Here is a 16,101-nt window from a genome sequence, read left to right as displayed (position 1 = left end):
CCCTGTTACCCCTTTCGAACGTCCTTCACGGAACCGAACTGCATGAATATTTTTGACAAGAACGCCGACGCCGCTGCCTCCGATGCGCAGCTGCTGGCCGACGAAGCCCGCTACAGCTCCTTCGGCGACACCGTCCACTACGTCGATCCGCCGAAGATCTTCCAGCGCGGCGAAGGCAGCTACATGTTCGACGGCGCGGGCGTGCCCTACCTCGACCTGCAGATGTGGTACTCGGCGTGCAACTTCGGCTACAGCAACAAGCGCCTGAACGATGCACTGAAGGACCAGATCGACACCCTGCCGCAGGTCGCCAGCCAGTACCTGCACCCGACCCGCGTGCAGCTGGCCAAGACCATTGCCGTGGACATGCACGAGAAGTTCGGCCTCGACGGTCGCGTGCACTTCAACGTTGGCGGTGCTCAGGCCATTGAAGACTCGCTGAAGATCGTGCGCAACGCGCGCGGCGGCAAGAGCCTGATGTTCGCCTTCGAGGGCGGCTACCACGGCCGCACCCTGGGTGCGTCGTCGATCACCTCCAGCTACCGCTACCGCCGCCGCTACGGCCACTTCGGCGAGCGCGCGATGTTCATCCCGTTTCCGTACCCCTTCCGTCGCCCGAAGGGCATGACCCCGGACGAGTACTCCGACCACTGCGTGTGGCAGTTCGAGCGCCTGTTCGAAAGCGAGTACAACGGCGTGTGGGATCCCAAGGTCGGCCAGGCCGAGTACGCCGCGTTCTACGTCGAGCCGATCCAGGGCACCGGTGGCTACGTCATCCCGCCGCGCAACTTCTTCACCGGCCTCAAGCGCGTGCTGGACAAGTACGGCATCCTGATGGTCGTCGATGAAATCCAGATGGGCTTCTGGCGCACCGGCAAGCTGTGGTCGATCGAGCACTTCGGCGTGACCCCGGACGTGCTGGTGTTCGGCAAGGCGCTGACCAACGGCCTGAACCCGCTGTCGGGCCTGTGGGCGCGCGAAGAGCTGATCAACCCGACCGTGTTCCCGCCGGGCTCCACCCACTCCACCTTCAACTCCAACCCACTGGGCACCCGCCTGGGCCTGGAAGTGCTGAAGCTGGGCAAGGAAATGGATTACGAGCGCACCGTGCCGGAAAAGGGCGCGTACTTCCTCGACGGCCTGCGCGGCCTGCAGAAGCGCCACCCGGAAATCGGCGACGTCGACGGCCTGGGCCTGGCGCTGCGTGCGGAAATCTGCCAGGCCGACGGCTACACGCCGAACAAGGAGCTGCTGGACCGCATGGTCGACATCGGCCTGGCCGGTGACCTGCTGCACGACGGCAAGCGCATGGGCCTCGTGCTCGACGTGGGTGGCTGGTACAAGAACGTGATCACCTTCGCGCCGTCGCTGGACATCAGCTACGAAGAAATCGACCTGGCGATCACCCTGCTCGACCAGGCGCTGACCAAGGCCAAGGGCTGAGGTCGATGCGCTGCCGGTTCCCGTGCCGATGGAAATGACGTCACGCGCATCCAGCACCGCGCTGGAACCGGCCGCGCTGCTGGAGGGCTTCCTGGCCCACCCGCCGCTCGGATTCGAGGCAGGCCGCCTTCCCAGCGGCCTGCCGACCTTCCATGCGCCGCTGGATCTGACCACCACCATGGATGACGACCTGCGCGGCAGGCTGCTCGGCCTGCCGCTGTCGCGCCTGTGGCGACCTTGGATTACCTGGAAGACGCGCTTCGTCGGTGCCACCAGCACCGAGTACACCCCGTTGCCGGCGGACGTGGCGCCGGAGGCGCTGGCCGAGGACGTGACGCGTCACGCGATCGGCGATACCCGGCTGCTGGTGGTCAAGGACCTGGCGATCGATTCACCGCTGCTGGACGACGCCGCCAACGCACACAGCGGCGCCTTCCTGCAGGCGCTGCTGACACGCGGCTTCGTCGAACTGGAAGGCATGCCGCTGGCCTGGGTGGCGATCGATTTCGATTCGCTCGACGACTATCTCGGCCGCCTGTCATCGTCGCGCCGCAAGAACATCCGTCGCAAGCTCCGTTCGCGCGATGACCTGCAGATCGACTGCATCGCCACCGGCAACCCGGCCCTGGCCGACCCGCAACTGCAGGCCGAACTGTACGCGCTGTACCTGGGCGTATACGCGCAGAGCGCGGTGCATTTCGACCAGCTCGACCTGCCCTATTTCCAGTACCTGCTGGCCGACAGCCAGGGCCAGGGACGGATGTTCCTGTACCGCCACCAGGGCCGGTTGATCGGCTGGAACCTGTGCTACGTGCATGCCGGCAAGCTGGTGGACAAGTACATCGGCCTGGCGTACCCGCAGTCGCGCGAGCACAACCTGTACGCGGTCAGCTGGATGCACAACCTCGAGTACGCGCTGCAGCACGGCCTGAGCCACTACGTGGCCGGCTGGACCGACTCGCGGATCAAGGCCGAGCTGGGCGCCCGCTTCACCTCCACCCGGCACGCGATCCACGCACGCTCCCCGCTGCTGCGCGCCGCCCTGCGCAAGCTGGCCCCGCACCTGCAGGGCGAACCTGATGGAGGCGGTTGAACGATGCCGTTGCGTTCCCCGCTGATCCTGGACCTGGACGGTGGCGTGCTGCCGCTGCCAAAGGCGCAGACCCTGGCTCTGCCGCAGTGGCACGATCCGCTGCGCTTCGCCTGCAGCAATGCCACCCTCGACCGTTTCGCCGCTGACGTGCTGGCACCGCTGCCGGCCCAGCTCGGAACCGTCATGCTCGGCAGCGGCGACTTCCACCACCTGAGCCTGCCACTGCTGCGCCGCATGCATGGGCAGGCCCCGTTCCAGCTGGTGGTGCTGGACAACCATCCGGACAACATGCGGTTCCCGCTCGGCATGCACTGCGGCTCGTGGGTGAACGCCGCCAGCAAGCTGCCGCAGATCTCGCACATCCATGTGCTCGGCATCACTTCCAGCGACATCGGCCTCGGTCATGCCTGGGAGAACCACTGGCGACCGCTGATGGGTGGACGCCTGACGTACTGGTGCATGGACGTGGACGTGGGCTGGGGCCACCGCCTCGGCATGGGCCGTGCGTTCCGACGCTTCGAGCACCCGGAGGCACTGGTCGCCGCGTTCGCCGCCGAGCAGGCCGCATCCCCGCAGCCGACCTACCTGTCGATCGACAAGGATGTATTCGCCGAGGACGTTGCGCGCAGCAACTGGGACCAGGGCCGCTTCCAGCTGGAACACGCACTGGTGGTGATCGAAGCACTGCGCGCCGGTGGCCTGGTCGGCAGTGACATCACCGGCGAAGTCTCGCTGGCGAACTACCAGAGCCGCTTCAAGCGCTGGCTGTCGTCGCTGGATGGCCAACCGGACATCAGGGCCGATGATCTTCCCGTCTGGCAGGCGCGTCACCAGCAGGTGAACCGCGAACTGCTGGCGGCAATCGCCGCCGCACCGACGGCCTGCTGACCGCGTCGGCAATGCCGGCCGTTGGCCGGCGTGGCTTCGGTAGTGCCGGCCAGCGGCCGGCACTACACTGGGTTCCCACCTCGGAGCCGCCGCCATGCCCCAGACCGTCATCCCGCAACTGCGCATGCGCCACGCAGACACCACCCTGCCGTTCTACGTGCAGGGGCTGGGTTTCGTGGTCGACTGGGAACACCGCTTCGAGTCCGGCTTCCCGCTGTTCGCCCAACTCACCCGGGACGGCCAGACGATCTTCCTCACCGAGCACAGCGGTGACTGCGAGGTAGGCGGCGCGGTGTACTTCATCGTCGACGACGTCGACAGCCTGTACCGCGCCTTCAGCGCCGCCAACGTGCCGATCGAGCAGCCACCGCATGACACCGACTGGGGCAGCCGCGAAATGCTGCTGCGCGACCCCGACGGCAACCGCCTGCGCTTTGCCACCCACCTGGACTGAACAACGCGGGCTTGAGGCGGATATACGAAAAATATACGCTTCGTATATTCCCACTCCAGGACCGCCGATGGGCATCGTCAACATCGATGACACCCTGCACGACCAGTTGCGCCGTGCCTGCACCGTCTCCAGCCGCTCGATCAACGCCCAGGCCAACTTCTGGATCCGGGTCGGCATGCTGTGCGAAATGAACCCCACGCTGAGTTTCCAGGACATCGTCGCCAGCGAACTGCGCGCAGCCGGCGTGCAGCCACAGGCGCTGGCACCCGGGCGGGCCTGACGTGGCGGTGATCAAGCAGCCACACGAAATCGCGCTGATGGCCGAATCCGGGCGCCTGCTGGCGCAGGTGTTCGCCGCGCTCGACCAGCTGCCGCTGCAGGGCCGCAGCACGATGGAGATCAACGAGTTCGTCGAACGCATGATCGTCGATGAACTGCAGGCGCGGCCGGCCAGCAAGGGCCAGTACGGCTTCCCGTATGTGCTCAACACCTCGATCGACAACGTGGTCTGCCACGGCGTACCCAGCACCACCGACGTGCTGCGCAATGGCCAGATCGTCAACCTCGACATCACCCTGGAGAAGAACGGCTACATCGCCGACTCCAGCACCACCTACCTGATCGGTGAGGTCGACTACGCCGCGCGCAGGCTGGTGCAGACCGCCTACCAGGCGATGTGGAAAGGCATCGCTGCGGTGCGCCCCGGTGCACGCCTGGGCGACATCGGCCACGCCATCGCCCGCCACGCGCGCAGTCACGGCTACAGCGTGGTGAAGGAATACTGCGGCCATGGCATCGGCCAGGAAATGCACGAGGAACCGCAGATCCTGCACTACGGCCATCCCAACACCGGCAGGGTGCTGGAGGAGGGCATGGTGTTCACCATCGAGCCGATGCTCAACCAGGGCAAGCCGGCCATCCGCCAGCAGCCGGACGAATGGCCGGTCTACACCCGCGACGGCAAGCTGTCGGCGCAGTTCGAGCACACGGTGGCGGTCACCCGCCACGGTGTGCGCGTACTGACCCTGCGCCCCGGCGAAGCGCCACTGTGCGCGGTGGACGCGGCCTAGAGCGGACGCAACAGCAGTAGCGTGGCCAGGCAGAGCATGAACATCGCCATGCCTGCATCCAGCACCCGCCAGGCACTCGGCCTGCGGAACACCGGCTGCAACAGGCGCGCCCCATAGCCGAGCGAGCAGAACCAGGCCACGCTGGCCACGCAGGCCCCGGCGGCGAAGGCCCAGCGCAGATTGCCCGGGTAGCGCGTGGACAGGCTGCCCAGCAGCACCACCGTATCCAGATAGACGTGCGGGTTGAGCAGGGTGAACGCCAGGCAGGTCAGCAGCACCTGGCGCCCACTAGCGGCCTGCGCCTCGGCGGCTGCCAATACGCTGCCACCGCGCCACGCGCGCAGTCCCGCCTGCAGGCCATACCAGAGCAGGAACGCCGCACCACCGAAACGCAGCCCCTGCAGCAGCAGCGGCCAGTGCAGCACCAGCGCGCCCATGCCACCGACGCCGGCCAGGATCAACGCGATGTCCGCGCCGGCGCAGGCCAGCACCACCCCGCCCACATGCCGCTGCTGCAGGCCCTGGCGCAGCACGAAGGCATTCTGCGCGCCGATGGCGATGATCAGGCCGACACCTGCGAACAGGCCGGCGGCGGTAGCGGCGATCCACATCAGGACAGGCCAGGCAGCGAGGGGACGCGCAGGGTGCGGCACCGCCCATGTTTAGACAATCTGATTTTTCTTTATCCTGTGCAGGAAAACTGAAGAGGCACCGGCATGGATCTGGTACATCCACAATTGGCCGCATTCGCTGCGGTGCTGGAAGAAGGCAGCTTCGAGGCCGCGGCACGCCGCCTGTCGATCAGCCCATCAGCACTGTCGCAACGGATCAAGGCGCTGGAAGACAGGCTCGGGCAGGTCCTGGTGGTGCGCCAGGCACCCTGCCGACCGACCGCAGCGGGGGAAGCACTGCTGCGCCGGGTACGCCCGATGCAGGCACTGGAAGCCGAGGCGCTGGCCGAGCTGCTACCCGAGCGTGGCAACGACGCTGCCCGTACGCCCATCCCCCTGGCGGTCAACGACGACTCGCTTGATACCTGGTTCGTGCCCGCCATCGCCGACCTGCACCAGCGCCATGGCTACCTGTTCGACCTGCGCATGGACGACCAGGACCACACCCTGCAGTTGCTGCGCGATGGCAGCGTGCTCGGCGCAGTGACCGCCGAAAGCCAGCCGGTGAAGGGCTGCAACGTGCACCCGCTCGGCGCCATGCGTTACCACGCGATCGCTTCGCCCGGCTTCGCCCGTCAGTACTTCAACGATGGCATGCAGGCCGCGGCCCTGGCGCGCGCACCGATGCTGGTGTTCAACCGCAAGGATGAACTGCAATGGCGCTTCGTGCAGCGCCTGACCCGCGCGCGACTGCAGCCGCCGCTACACTACCTGCCCTCTTCCACCGGTTTCGTCGAAGCCGCCGCGTGCGGACTCGGTTGGGGCATGGCCCCGGAAACCCTGGTCGCGCCCGCCGTGCGCGCCGGCCGCGTGGTGGTACTGGAACCCCGCCGCTGGCTGGATGTGCCGCTGTACTGGCAACATGCCGCCGTGCGCTCAAGCACGCTGCAGCACATCACCCAGGCGCTGCGCACTGCAGCCAGCGGCACCCTTCGTTGAGGACAATTGGATGACCGCAGACTCGGGCTTCACGCCGCGCGCACTACCGTTTGCGCACTTCTTTACCACTGGGACGGCATGGGCGTGATCGGCCGACGTACAAGGATGCACCGCGCGAAGGCCGCGCTGGCGCTGGTGCTGGCGACCTGCCTGCCAACCGCTGCGTCCGCGCAGAACAGCAACGACGCCCCCGCATTGGACTGGGAACAGGCACGCCAACGCCTGGAGCAGGTCTCCGATGCGCTGGCGGCCGCTGATGCAGCGGTACGCAACAAGCAGGACCTGCAGGACGCCACGCGCCTGCTGCGCCTGCCGGAGATCACCGGCGAAGTGCGCCGCCTGCAGTTCCAGAAGACCCTGACCCTGCCACTGGGTTCGCTGGCGCCCGTGGCTGAAGCCTTCGGTATCGATTCGCCGCTGTCGTTCACCGAGCGCGACTGGCGTACACGCCCGGTAGTGACCGCGGTGCTGCCGCTGTACACCGGCGGCGTGATCCCGGCCGCGCAACGTGCGGCCAGCGCCGCCCATGAGCAGGCCAACGCCGAGCGCGAGGCGCAGCGCCAATCATTGACCGTGCAGCTGGCTCAGGCCTACTTCGGCCAGCGCCTGGCCGAGCAGGCGGTGGACGTGCGCCGCGACGTGCGCGACGGCCTCAACCGCCACCTGTCCGATGCAGAAAAGCTGGAACGCGAGGGCTTTGCCACCCGCGCCCAGCGCCTGCAGGCCACCGTGGCCCGCGACAAGGCCGAGCGCGAATACCAGAAGACGGTGAACGATCTGGCTACGCTGAAGGCCGCGCTGGCCACGCTGCTGCGCAGTGGTGGCGAGGTGCAGCCGGTGTCGCCGCTGTTCGTGCAGCGCGTGCCGCTGGAACCGGTGACCAGCTTCGAGCGCACCGCGCAGGCGCGCCAGCCGCAGATCGCGCGCTTGCGCGCGATGGTTGCGCAGGCCGAACAGGGCGTGCGCGTGCAGCAGGCCAAGCTGAAGCCGCAGATCTTCGCCTTCGGCCAGTACGACTTCCGCCGCCGCGACGAAATGCTGACCGACCCGGACTGGGCGTTCGGCATCGGGCTGAAGTACACCTTCCTGTCGCCGAACTCGCGGCCGGCGCAGATCAGCGCCGCGCGTGCGCAGCAGGAGCAGGCCGAAGCGGGCCTGCGCGAGGCCGAGAACCAGGTCGCACTGGGCGTGCGCAAGGCCTGGAACGAACTTGAGACCGCGCGCCAGCAGTTCGTGCTGCTCGACAGCAGCATCGCCCAGGCACAGGAAAACCTGCGCCTGCAGGAGCTGGCATTCCGCGAAGGCCAGGCCACCTCGCTGGATGTGATCGATGCGCGGCTCGGCCTGGGCGGCGCCCGTGTCGAGCGCGCACAGGCCGCCTACCAATACGACATTGCGCTGGCACAGTTGCTGGAGATCAGTGGACAGATGGACCGTTTCGAAGAATTCCGGCGGCGTGCGGACGAGGTGATCGACCATGAGTGATGTGCTGCACGACGATGCGACGACGCCCCCCGGCAAGCGGCGGCTGGGACCGATCCTGCTGGTGGTCCTGCTGGTCGCGGTGGTGCTCGGCCTGTGGCTGGCCTGGCGCAGCCCGGCCGACCAGATCCAGGGCATGGCCGATGCGGACACGATCAACGTGGCCGCCAAGATCACCGCACGCGTGGCCGAGCTGAAGGTGCGCGAGGGCGATCGCGTGCAGCCCGGGCAGGTGCTGTTCCTGCTCGACAGCCCCGAAGTGGCTGCCAAGGAACAGCAGGCGCACGGCGCATTGGCGGCTGCGCAGGCGGTGGCCGACAAGGCCGACGAAGGCGCGCGCAGCGAAGACATCCGCGCCGCCGAAGCGAACTGGAAGCGCGCCGAAGCCGGCGCGACACTGGCCGAAGCCACCTACCGGCGCGTGCAGAACCTGTTCAACGAAGGGGTGATGACCCGGCAGAAGCGCGATGAAGCGCATGCCCAGGCCACCAGTTCGCGCGAACTGGCCCGCGCCGCCCGCGCGCAGTACGACATGGCATTGGCCGGCGCCCGCGAGCAGGACAAGCGTGCCGCGCAGGGCCAGGTACAGCAGGCGCAGGGCGCGGTGGCCGAGGTCAACGCTGCGCGAGCCGAAGTGGAAGGACGCGCGCCGGTGGCGGGCGAGATCAACAAGCGCATGGCCGACCCGGGCGAGCTGGTGCCAGCCGGCTATCCCGTGTTCACCCTGGTCGACATCGACCGCATGTGGGTGGCGATGAACCTGCGCGAATCGCAGATGCAGGGCCTGAAGGTCGGCAGCAAGCTGCAGGGCAGCGTGCCGGCGCTGGGCCTGGATGGCGAGTTCGAGGTCTACTTCATCAATCCGGCCGGCGACTACGCAACCTGGCGTACCACCCGCCAGTCGTCCGGCTATGACGTCCGCAGCTTCGAGGTGCGGGTGCGCCCGGTACGCCGCATCGAGGGCTTCCGCCCCGGCATGAGCGTGCTGTTCGCATGGCCCCAGCACTGAGCCCGGACCGCAACGGCTTCGCCGCTTCGTGGCGGCGCGAGCTGCAGTCGCTGCGCGGCAACCGTGCCGACCTGCTGCTGGTCACCGTGCTGCCACTGCTGATGCTGGTCGTGATGGCATGGATGTTCACGCCGTCGGTGATGCGCGATATCCCGATTGCTGTGGTCGACCTTGACCACAGCAGTGACAGCCGCCTGCTGCTGCGCATGCTCGACGCCAGTCCCGGCGTACGCGTCGCCAGCCAACCAGCGGACCTGGAGGAGGCACGATCGCAGCTGCGCAGCCTGGACGTGTTCGCCATCGTGCTGGTGCCGCGCGATGTCACCCGGCAGGCGCTGCGTGGGCGCCAGGGCACGGTGTTCGCCTATTACAACGCCACCTACATGACCACCGGCCAGTCGGCGTCGCGCGACATCGGCGACGCGGTTTCCGCATGGAACGCACGCCTGCTGCGCGAGCGCATCGGCCTGCAGGTCGGCCCGGGCAAGCTGCGCGCGGCGCCGATCGCGGTGCAGTCGGACATCCTCTACAACCCGGCGCGCAGCTACGAATTGTTCCTGCTGCCACTGATCTTCCCGGCGGTGCTGTCACTGGTACTGGCACTTGCCGTGGCCGGCAGCCTCGGCCGCGAGATCCGCGATGGCACCCTGCCCGCCTGGCTGGCTCGCACGCCGTGGTCGGCGATTGCCGGCAAGGTCGCGCCGTACCTCCTGCTGTTCTCGCTGTATGGCGCGCTCGGCATCGGCTACCTGGCGTGGCTGCGCGGCGATGGTGTGGCCGGCAGCGTGCTTTTGCTGCTGCTCGCGCAGCCGTTGTTCTACCTGGCCACGGCCGCCTACGCGCTGTTCTTCGTCGGCGTCACCCGCGACATGGGCACCGCGTTGTCTGCGGTCGGTCTGAGCATCGGCACCGCACTGGCGTTCTCCAGCGCTACCTTCCCGGTGCTGGACGGGCCGTTGTTTACCCGCGTCTGGCACCAGCTGCTGCCGTTGAGCGCCTACATCAAGCTGCAGACCCAGCAGCAGTTCATCGGCTCGCCGCTGCAGGTTTCGGCATGGCCGCTGGCTACGCTGCTGTTGATGACGGTGGTGGCCGGTGGCATCGGCGGCCTGCGCCTGATCGCCTTTGCACGCACGCCCGCCGCCGCACAATCCGCAGGGGCTGACGCATGAGCATGCTCTGGCGCAGCCTGCGGCAGACCCTGATGGCGGTGCTGTGCGACCGCTACGCGATCGTGGTGATGGTCGGTGCGGTGATCCTGTATTCGTTCTTCTATCCAGCCGCCTATCGGCACCAGGTGGCCGGCAACCTGCCGGTGCTGGTGGTGGACGAAGACCACAGCGCGACCAGCCGCGAGCTGCTGCGCAAGCTCGACGCACTGCGCGTTGCGCGCGTGGTCGGGCAACCGGCGGACGTCGACAGCGCACGCCAGCAGCTCGAAGCCGGCCACGCCGAAGGCATCGTCGTGATCCCGGCCAACCTGGAGCGCGACATCCTGCGCGGCCATCCGGCCAAGCTGGTATTGCTTGGCAACGGTGCCTACCTGGGCCGCGCCAGCTGGGTGCTGGGCAGCGTAGCTGATGCGCTGGGTGCGTTCGGGCGTGATGCGGTGGTCGGCCAGGCCGCCTTCATGGGTGCGCCGCAGGCACCGCCGGTCACCCTGGTGCAGCGCCCGCTGTACAACACGCAGGAAGGCTATGGCAGCGCCATCGTGCCCGGCGTGGCCGAACTGATCGTGCACCAGACGCTGTTGATGGGCATCGGCGTTCTGCTCGGCGGCCGCCGCCTCGCACTGGGCCGGCGCCTGCGCTTCGACCTGCCGGCGCTGGCCGGCATGGCGTTGGGCTTCGGCCTGATCGGCCTGTTCGGCCTGTTCTGGTACGCCGGTTTCACTGCTTGGGTGCAGGACTATCCACGCGGCGGCAACCCGATGGGCCAGCTGCTGGGCGGCACCTTGTTCATCGCCACCACCGTGGCCTTCGGCCTGTTCGTCGGCAGCTTCTTCCGCACCCGCGAGCGCGCCTTCCAGTACATCATCGCCACCTCCATCCCGCTGTTTTTCCTGGCCAACCTGTCATGGCCGGCGGTGATGACGCCGCATCCGCTGGTCTGGCTGGCACAGCTGCTGCCGACCACCTCGGGCATCAACCTGATGGTGCGCCTGAACCAGATGGACGCCCGCCTGGCCGACGTCAGCCACGAACTGATCACCCTCACCGTCCTGCTGCTGCTCTATGGCAGCCTCGCCACCTGGCGCCTCCTCGCCAGAAAGGGGACGGAGGGAATTAAGTCGTAAGCGGCCTGTTCAAGCGGCGCGGCATGGCCGCTTTGATCCATCGTTTATGGATCCGGGGCATACCAGAACGGGATGCGGAACGCGCGGCGCCCTCCGGCCCCCCGCTCGCCGCCTGCAGCATTCCACACCAGTTCCAGGTCATGGCGTCCGGGTGCGAGCCCCCGGGTAGGCAGGTACCCCACCAGGCCGCGCATATCCAGGTCACGCCGCTCCATGGGCACGAAGCCATGCAGGTCGACCGGGGCGCCGTCCAGCTTGACCTGCCAGAGCCGGGAAAGGCACTCCACTGCGGCATTGGCGGCCTGTTGCCCGGTGGCCTCATTGCGCGCGTCCGGAAGTGCGGTGCAATGCTGGCGCGCCAGCGGATTGTCGCGTTGCGGGCGATGCGGAATGAACAAACGAAGCTGCGCACCGCTGATCGTGTCCGACGGGATCATCGGGTACGGCAGCAGCTGGTCATGCGCCGAACGCATCGATTCGTAATGCGCACTCAGCATGCCGTGCTCAACCGCCGCTTCCGTGACGATCTGGTAACGGTTGAACAGCGAGAACTTCAACGACGCCATCACCTGCACGGCCGCCAGCAGCATTGCTACCAGCACCGCGAACAGGTAGGCCGCCATGAACGAACGCGAGCGCAGGTTGCTCTGCATGGTCAGCTGCATGGTCTGCATCAGGCGCAACAGCGGAACCCGTTGCAGTGCCGCCAGCATGCCCTGCAGCAGTCGCTGCGGTCGCTCATGGGGTTGCCCGCGCGCCTGCCGCCGCGCCACGATCTTCTCCAGGATCCCGGGGGTAACAGCCAGCGCCAACATTGCGGCCAGCACAGTGCACAGGGCGAGCATGGCGACATGATCGGCGCCGCCGGACAGCGCGCCGATCACCATCGACACACCAAGCGTCAGGACGGCCAATACCAGGGTGCCCGCCAATGTCTGTACGGCAAGCAGGGTGGTCGAGAACAGCATCGTCGCCAGCCGGTCGGCACGTTCGATGCTGCCATCGAGGCCTCCGTCCCGGGCCTGCAGGAAGGCGCGCGTGACCGCCCCCATTCTTGGCAGGCGGTCCCAGTCAATGCCATCGGGGAAATGCGACCTGAGGCCGATCAGCCCGATCCAGTAGCCGCGCACCGTGAGGTGGATGATCAAGGCCACTGCCAGCACATAGCACATGCCGACACTGATGCTGAAACCGAACCAGAGCATCTGGAAGTACATGCCTTCGGTGTGCAGGCTGCTGCGCGCCCAGGCGTCGAACAGATAACCCGGCACGGCCAGCAGCGCAAACGCCAGCAGGCCCGAAATGAAGAGCTCGAGTTCATCGGTGCGATCACGCACCCGATGGGGATGGGCAGTCGCTTCCGGTATCGGGTCATGCCTTGCGAGCGGTGCCGGTTGGGGAGCTGGAGCCGATTCGTTCACTGGACATTCATCCGTTGAGTCGGCGCAGTATAGGCACGACGCCGGAGTCAGCGATACAGGTCCGGAACGAAGAACGCCGGCGCGGGGCCGGCGTTCGAGTACTGCGATGTGCAAGGGGGGAACGGGCGCTGTCGGCAACCGATCAACGATAGACGCGCTCGCAACGGCGCTCGACCACGCGGTCGCCGTTCTTCTGCTGGCTGTTGCCCTGGATCTGGCGACCGGCCGCACCACCGGCCACAGCACCGGCCACGGTAGCGAGCTTCTTGCCATTGCCGCCGCCCACCTGGTTGCCCAGCAGGCCGCCGATCACTGCACCCGTGGCCGTACCCGCAATGCGGTTCGGATCGCGCGAGTTGCGCTGCACTTCCACGTTCTTGCAGACCACGCGGCTGCCGTCATTGAACTTGCGTCCCTCATCGCGCGGGCCATAGGTCTGCGCGCCGGCCACCGACGAAGCCGCCAGCAGGGTGCCCAGCACAAGCAATCGGGTCGAGGTCTTCATGGCCATCTCCTGAGTTCCGGTATGACGCATGTTTCCTCCTGCGGTTGGCAACCGGAAGTGAAATGCGCGTGTCCGCCACCTCATCGGCCATCGCGCGTTCAGGAAGAAAGCTGCGCCCATCGCGATCAGCCATCGCAATGGGCGCCGTCTCCCTACCGGCATGCCACGTTCCAGCTAGAACTCTTCCCAACCACCGGCATTGGCCGCCAGTGTCGGCTCGATGCGCGGCGACAGTGCCGCCGGCCTGCGCACCGGAGTAACCGTCGCGGCCACCGCAGCCAGGGCCGGACGCACGGCTGCAACCGCGGTTGCCGCACCGGTGCGGAACACCGATACCGCCTCGGCCAGCAGGTTGGCCTGCTCCGCCATGGAGCGTGCCGCCGCGCTGGCTTCTTCCACCAGCGCCGCATTCTGCTGCGTGGTCTCGTCCATCTGCACCACCGCCTGGTTGACCTGTTCGATGCCCGAGCTCTGCTCCTGCGACGCGGCAGAGATCTCGGCCATGATGTCGGTCACGCGCTGCACCGACGCCACGATCTCGCCCATTGTGGTGCCTGCCTGGCGGACCAGCGCCGATCCATCGGCGACCTTGCCGACCGAATCCTCGATCAGGCCCTTGATCTCCTTGGCCGCACCGGCCGAGCGCTGTGCCAGCGTGCGCACCTCACTGGCCACCACCGCAAAGCCCCTGCCCTGCTCGCCGGCACGCGCGGCTTCCACCGCCGCGTTCAAGGCCAGGATGTTGGTCTGGAAGGCGATGCCGTCGATGACGCTGATGATCTCGGCGATCTTCTTCGACGAGGCTTCGATGGCCGACATCGTGGTGACCACCTGGCCGACCACCTCGCCGCCCTGTGACGCGACACTGTGCGCGCCGATGGCGAGCTGGTTGGCCTGGCGTGCGTGCTCGGCGTTCTGCTTCACGGTGGAGGTCAGTTCCTCCATCGACGCCGCCGTCTCTTCTAGGTTCGCCGCCTGCTGCTCGGTACGCCGCGACAGATCGGTGTTGCCCGAGGCAATCTCGCCCGCTGCCAGGTTGATGCTGGACGCACTGGACTGGATGCGGCCGACAATCTGCTTGAGCTGATCGACGGTGGCATTGCAGTCATCGCGCATGCGGGCGAACACGCCGTGGAAATCACCTTGCATGCGTACGGTGAGGTCACCGCGCGAGATCGCCTGCAGCAGGGTCGACACCTGTACCAGGTTCTGGTCGGTGGTCTGCATCAAGCGATTGAGCCCGGCCACCATGTCGCGGAAATCGTAGGCGAAGCGATCTTCATCGCCGCGCAGGCTGAAGTCGCCCGCCGCCGCGGCCGTCGCCAGCCGGCGGATCTCGCCGTTGATCGCAGACAGGCTGGTCTTGGTCTCGTCCATTGCCTGGGTAATCGCCGCCTTCTCGCCCGGCAGCGGATCCATGTCCACCGACAGGTCGCCACGGGCGTAATGCTTCATCACTTCGATCAGCCGGTTCTGCACCTGCACGTGCGAGCCGACCAGCGCGTTCGTCTCGTGCACCATGCGCCCGTAGTCGCCGGGGAACGCACTCTCGTCCATGCGATAGCTGAGGCTGCCGGCATCGTGCTGGCGGGCCAGCTCGCCCTGCGCCGCCATCACCGACTGCAACTGCGCCTGCATGCGCTGCATCGACCTGAGCAGCTGCGTCACCTCATCGTTGCCGGACGCGTCGATGCTGTTGTCCAGCCGCCCGTTGGCGATGCCGTCGGCCAGCTTCACCGCACCTTCCAGCGGGCAGGTCAGGCTGCGGGTGATGGCCCACGCGGCCAGCGAGCCCAGCATCAGGCTCAGCACACCGAACACGATCGACAGCGTGCCGGTCCAGGACTCGGTTGAACGGTATTCCTCGCGGCTGCGCGCGGTCAGTGTCTCCTGATGCCGCAGCAGGGTCGAGATCGTCTCGTTCCATGCGGTAGCCAGGCCGTGCTCGGCGAGCAGTTCCTTGCCCGCACCGTCGAAATCACCCGCCTTCATGCGCTCGTGCAGATGCTGGGTGGAGGCGTCGGTGGCCTTGCGTGCCGCGTCGATCTTCGCCACCAGGGCATCGCCGGTGGCGTCGCGTGGAATCTTGATGTACTTGGCCCAGATACCATCGTAGGTCTGCGACAGCTCCTGCGCCTTCTGATAATCCTTGTCGAAATCCTCGCCGCGCTTGATCACCATCAGCCGGCGGTGCATCAACACCGCGTTGTTGGTATCCAGCATCTCGTTCAACAGCCGCATCTTCACCATGTTGACGTCCACCACTTTCGAGAACTGGGCGGACTTCAGATGGTTTCCGTACAGCGCCAGGCCGACGATGGCCACGATGAACAGCAGCAGCAAACCGAACCCGGCACCCAGCCGGGGTCCCACTCGGAGGTTGCGTAAGGCGAGCATCTCAATTCCCTTGATCATGGCCGTACGATCGATGGCGGCGCAGGCAGGGGAAACTTTATGGGCCGATTATTATTATATCGATCCAAAACTCTGGAACTGTGCAGACAGGTGTGAAATAGGACGACTCACGAGGGCTTTCTATCCATAAGGTATATCGCCACGGGTAGCGAGATGGGATCAGACAGGGACCTGCCAGCCCGTTGCGCGGCATTACGGGGTAGCTGGCCCCGGGAAGACCAGATCCTTCCCGAGCCTTGCCGTATAGACGCTCTCGAACTGGAAGGAGAGCACAAACCGGAACTCGCACTGGACCGGCCAGAGTTCTGTAGACACTCAGTTGCCGCTCTGCGCGTAGCGCCTTTCAAACTCTACCGGTGACACGCCGCCAGCGGAACCATGCCGGCGGATCGGGTTGTAGAACATCTCGATGTAG

The 16,101-nt window shown here is 66.8% G+C and carries 15 protein-coding genes; 11 read left to right on the top strand and 4 right to left on the bottom strand.

Annotated elements, in window-relative coordinates; translation table 11 throughout:
- Positions 1-42: 42 nt before the first annotated feature.
- From WDC87_RS14350 to map, 6 genes are all read left to right on the top strand, one after another.
- Positions 43-1,443: an aminotransferase class III-fold pyridoxal phosphate-dependent enzyme gene (locus tag WDC87_RS14350; RefSeq protein ID WP_005408663.1), complete on the top strand. Its 1,401-nt coding sequence runs from the start codon at positions 43-45 to the stop codon at positions 1,441-1,443.
- 28 nt (positions 1,444-1,471) lie between these two features.
- Positions 1,472-2,536 carry a GNAT family N-acetyltransferase gene (locus WDC87_RS14345; protein WP_252745350.1) on the top strand — a complete coding sequence of 355 codons (1,065 nt, stop codon included), beginning with the start codon at positions 1,472-1,474 and terminating at the stop codon, positions 2,534-2,536.
- A gap of 3 nt (positions 2,537-2,539) precedes the next feature.
- Positions 2,540-3,424, top strand: coding sequence for a hypothetical protein (locus WDC87_RS14340; protein ID WP_252745349.1), 885 nt, complete (start codon positions 2,540-2,542; stop codon positions 3,422-3,424).
- Positions 3,425-3,518: 94 nt separating this feature from the next.
- A complete protein-coding gene (locus tag WDC87_RS14335) occupies positions 3,519-3,878 on the top strand; it encodes a VOC family protein (RefSeq protein ID WP_072166862.1) in 360 nt (119 codons plus the stop codon).
- A 67-nt stretch (positions 3,879-3,945) separates the two neighbouring features.
- A complete protein-coding gene (locus WDC87_RS14330; protein WP_006425741.1) occupies positions 3,946-4,158 on the top strand; it encodes a ParD-like family protein in 213 nt (70 codons plus the stop codon).
- 7 nt (positions 4,159-4,165) lie between these two features.
- Positions 4,166-4,948: a type I methionyl aminopeptidase gene (map, locus tag WDC87_RS14325; protein WP_252745354.1), complete on the top strand. Its 783-nt coding sequence runs from the start codon at positions 4,166-4,168 to the stop codon at positions 4,946-4,948.
- Here map and WDC87_RS14320 read toward each other — a convergent pair.
- Positions 4,945-5,559, bottom strand: coding sequence for a LysE/ArgO family amino acid transporter (locus WDC87_RS14320; RefSeq protein ID WP_252745348.1), 615 nt, complete (start codon positions 5,557-5,559; stop codon positions 4,945-4,947). The genes map and WDC87_RS14320 overlap by 4 nt on opposite strands.
- A gap of 105 nt (positions 5,560-5,664) precedes the next feature.
- Between WDC87_RS14320 and WDC87_RS14315 the strand changes: the two genes are divergently transcribed.
- The 5 genes from WDC87_RS14315 to WDC87_RS14295 all read left to right on the top strand — a co-directional run bounded on the left by WDC87_RS14315 (position 5,665) and on the right by WDC87_RS14295 (position 11,345).
- Positions 5,665-6,558: a LysR family transcriptional regulator ArgP gene (locus WDC87_RS14315; RefSeq protein WP_252745347.1), complete on the top strand. Its 894-nt coding sequence runs from the start codon at positions 5,665-5,667 to the stop codon at positions 6,556-6,558.
- A gap of 78 nt (positions 6,559-6,636) precedes the next feature.
- Positions 6,637-8,043: a TolC family protein gene (locus WDC87_RS14310; protein WP_072166864.1), complete on the top strand. Its 1,407-nt coding sequence runs from the start codon at positions 6,637-6,639 to the stop codon at positions 8,041-8,043.
- Positions 8,036-9,049, top strand: a complete 1,014-nt coding sequence (locus tag WDC87_RS14305) for an efflux RND transporter periplasmic adaptor subunit (RefSeq protein WP_072166865.1) — start codon at positions 8,036-8,038, stop codon at positions 9,047-9,049. Before WDC87_RS14310 ends, WDC87_RS14305 begins: the two co-directional genes overlap by 8 nt.
- Positions 9,034-10,221 (top strand): ABC transporter permease, encoded by a 1,188-nt coding sequence (locus WDC87_RS14300; RefSeq protein ID WP_072166866.1) that lies wholly within the window; start codon positions 9,034-9,036, stop codon positions 10,219-10,221. The genes WDC87_RS14305 and WDC87_RS14300 overlap by 16 nt, the downstream gene beginning before the upstream one ends.
- Positions 10,218-11,345 carry an ABC transporter permease gene (locus WDC87_RS14295; protein WP_252745346.1) on the top strand — a complete coding sequence of 376 codons (1,128 nt, stop codon included), beginning with the start codon at positions 10,218-10,220 and terminating at the stop codon, positions 11,343-11,345. The genes WDC87_RS14300 and WDC87_RS14295 overlap by 4 nt, the downstream gene beginning before the upstream one ends.
- Positions 11,346-11,389: 44 nt before the next feature.
- Here WDC87_RS14295 and WDC87_RS14290 read toward each other — a convergent pair whose 3' ends face one another.
- The 3 genes from WDC87_RS14290 to WDC87_RS14280 form a co-directional block, all read right to left on the bottom strand.
- Complete coding sequence (locus WDC87_RS14290; RefSeq protein ID WP_252745345.1) at positions 11,390-12,682, bottom strand: hypothetical protein; 1,293 nt, start codon at positions 12,680-12,682, stop codon at positions 11,390-11,392.
- Between the two features lie 226 nt (positions 12,683-12,908).
- Positions 12,909-13,277, bottom strand: a complete 369-nt coding sequence (locus tag WDC87_RS14285) for a glycine zipper 2TM domain-containing protein (protein ID WP_005415760.1) — start codon at positions 13,275-13,277, stop codon at positions 12,909-12,911.
- 168 nt (positions 13,278-13,445) lie between these two features.
- Complete coding sequence (locus tag WDC87_RS14280; protein WP_252745344.1) at positions 13,446-15,668, bottom strand: methyl-accepting chemotaxis protein; 2,223 nt, start codon at positions 15,666-15,668, stop codon at positions 13,446-13,448.
- Positions 15,669-16,101: the final 433 nt, after the last annotated feature.

This window comes from Stenotrophomonas maltophilia group sp. Smal12, from assembly GCF_037079935.1.
GTDB lineage: Bacteria > Pseudomonadota > Gammaproteobacteria > Xanthomonadales > Xanthomonadaceae > Stenotrophomonas > Stenotrophomonas sepilia.
Note: the sequence above shows the minus strand (reverse complement) of the source record. Positions and strands in the feature narration are given on the sequence as shown.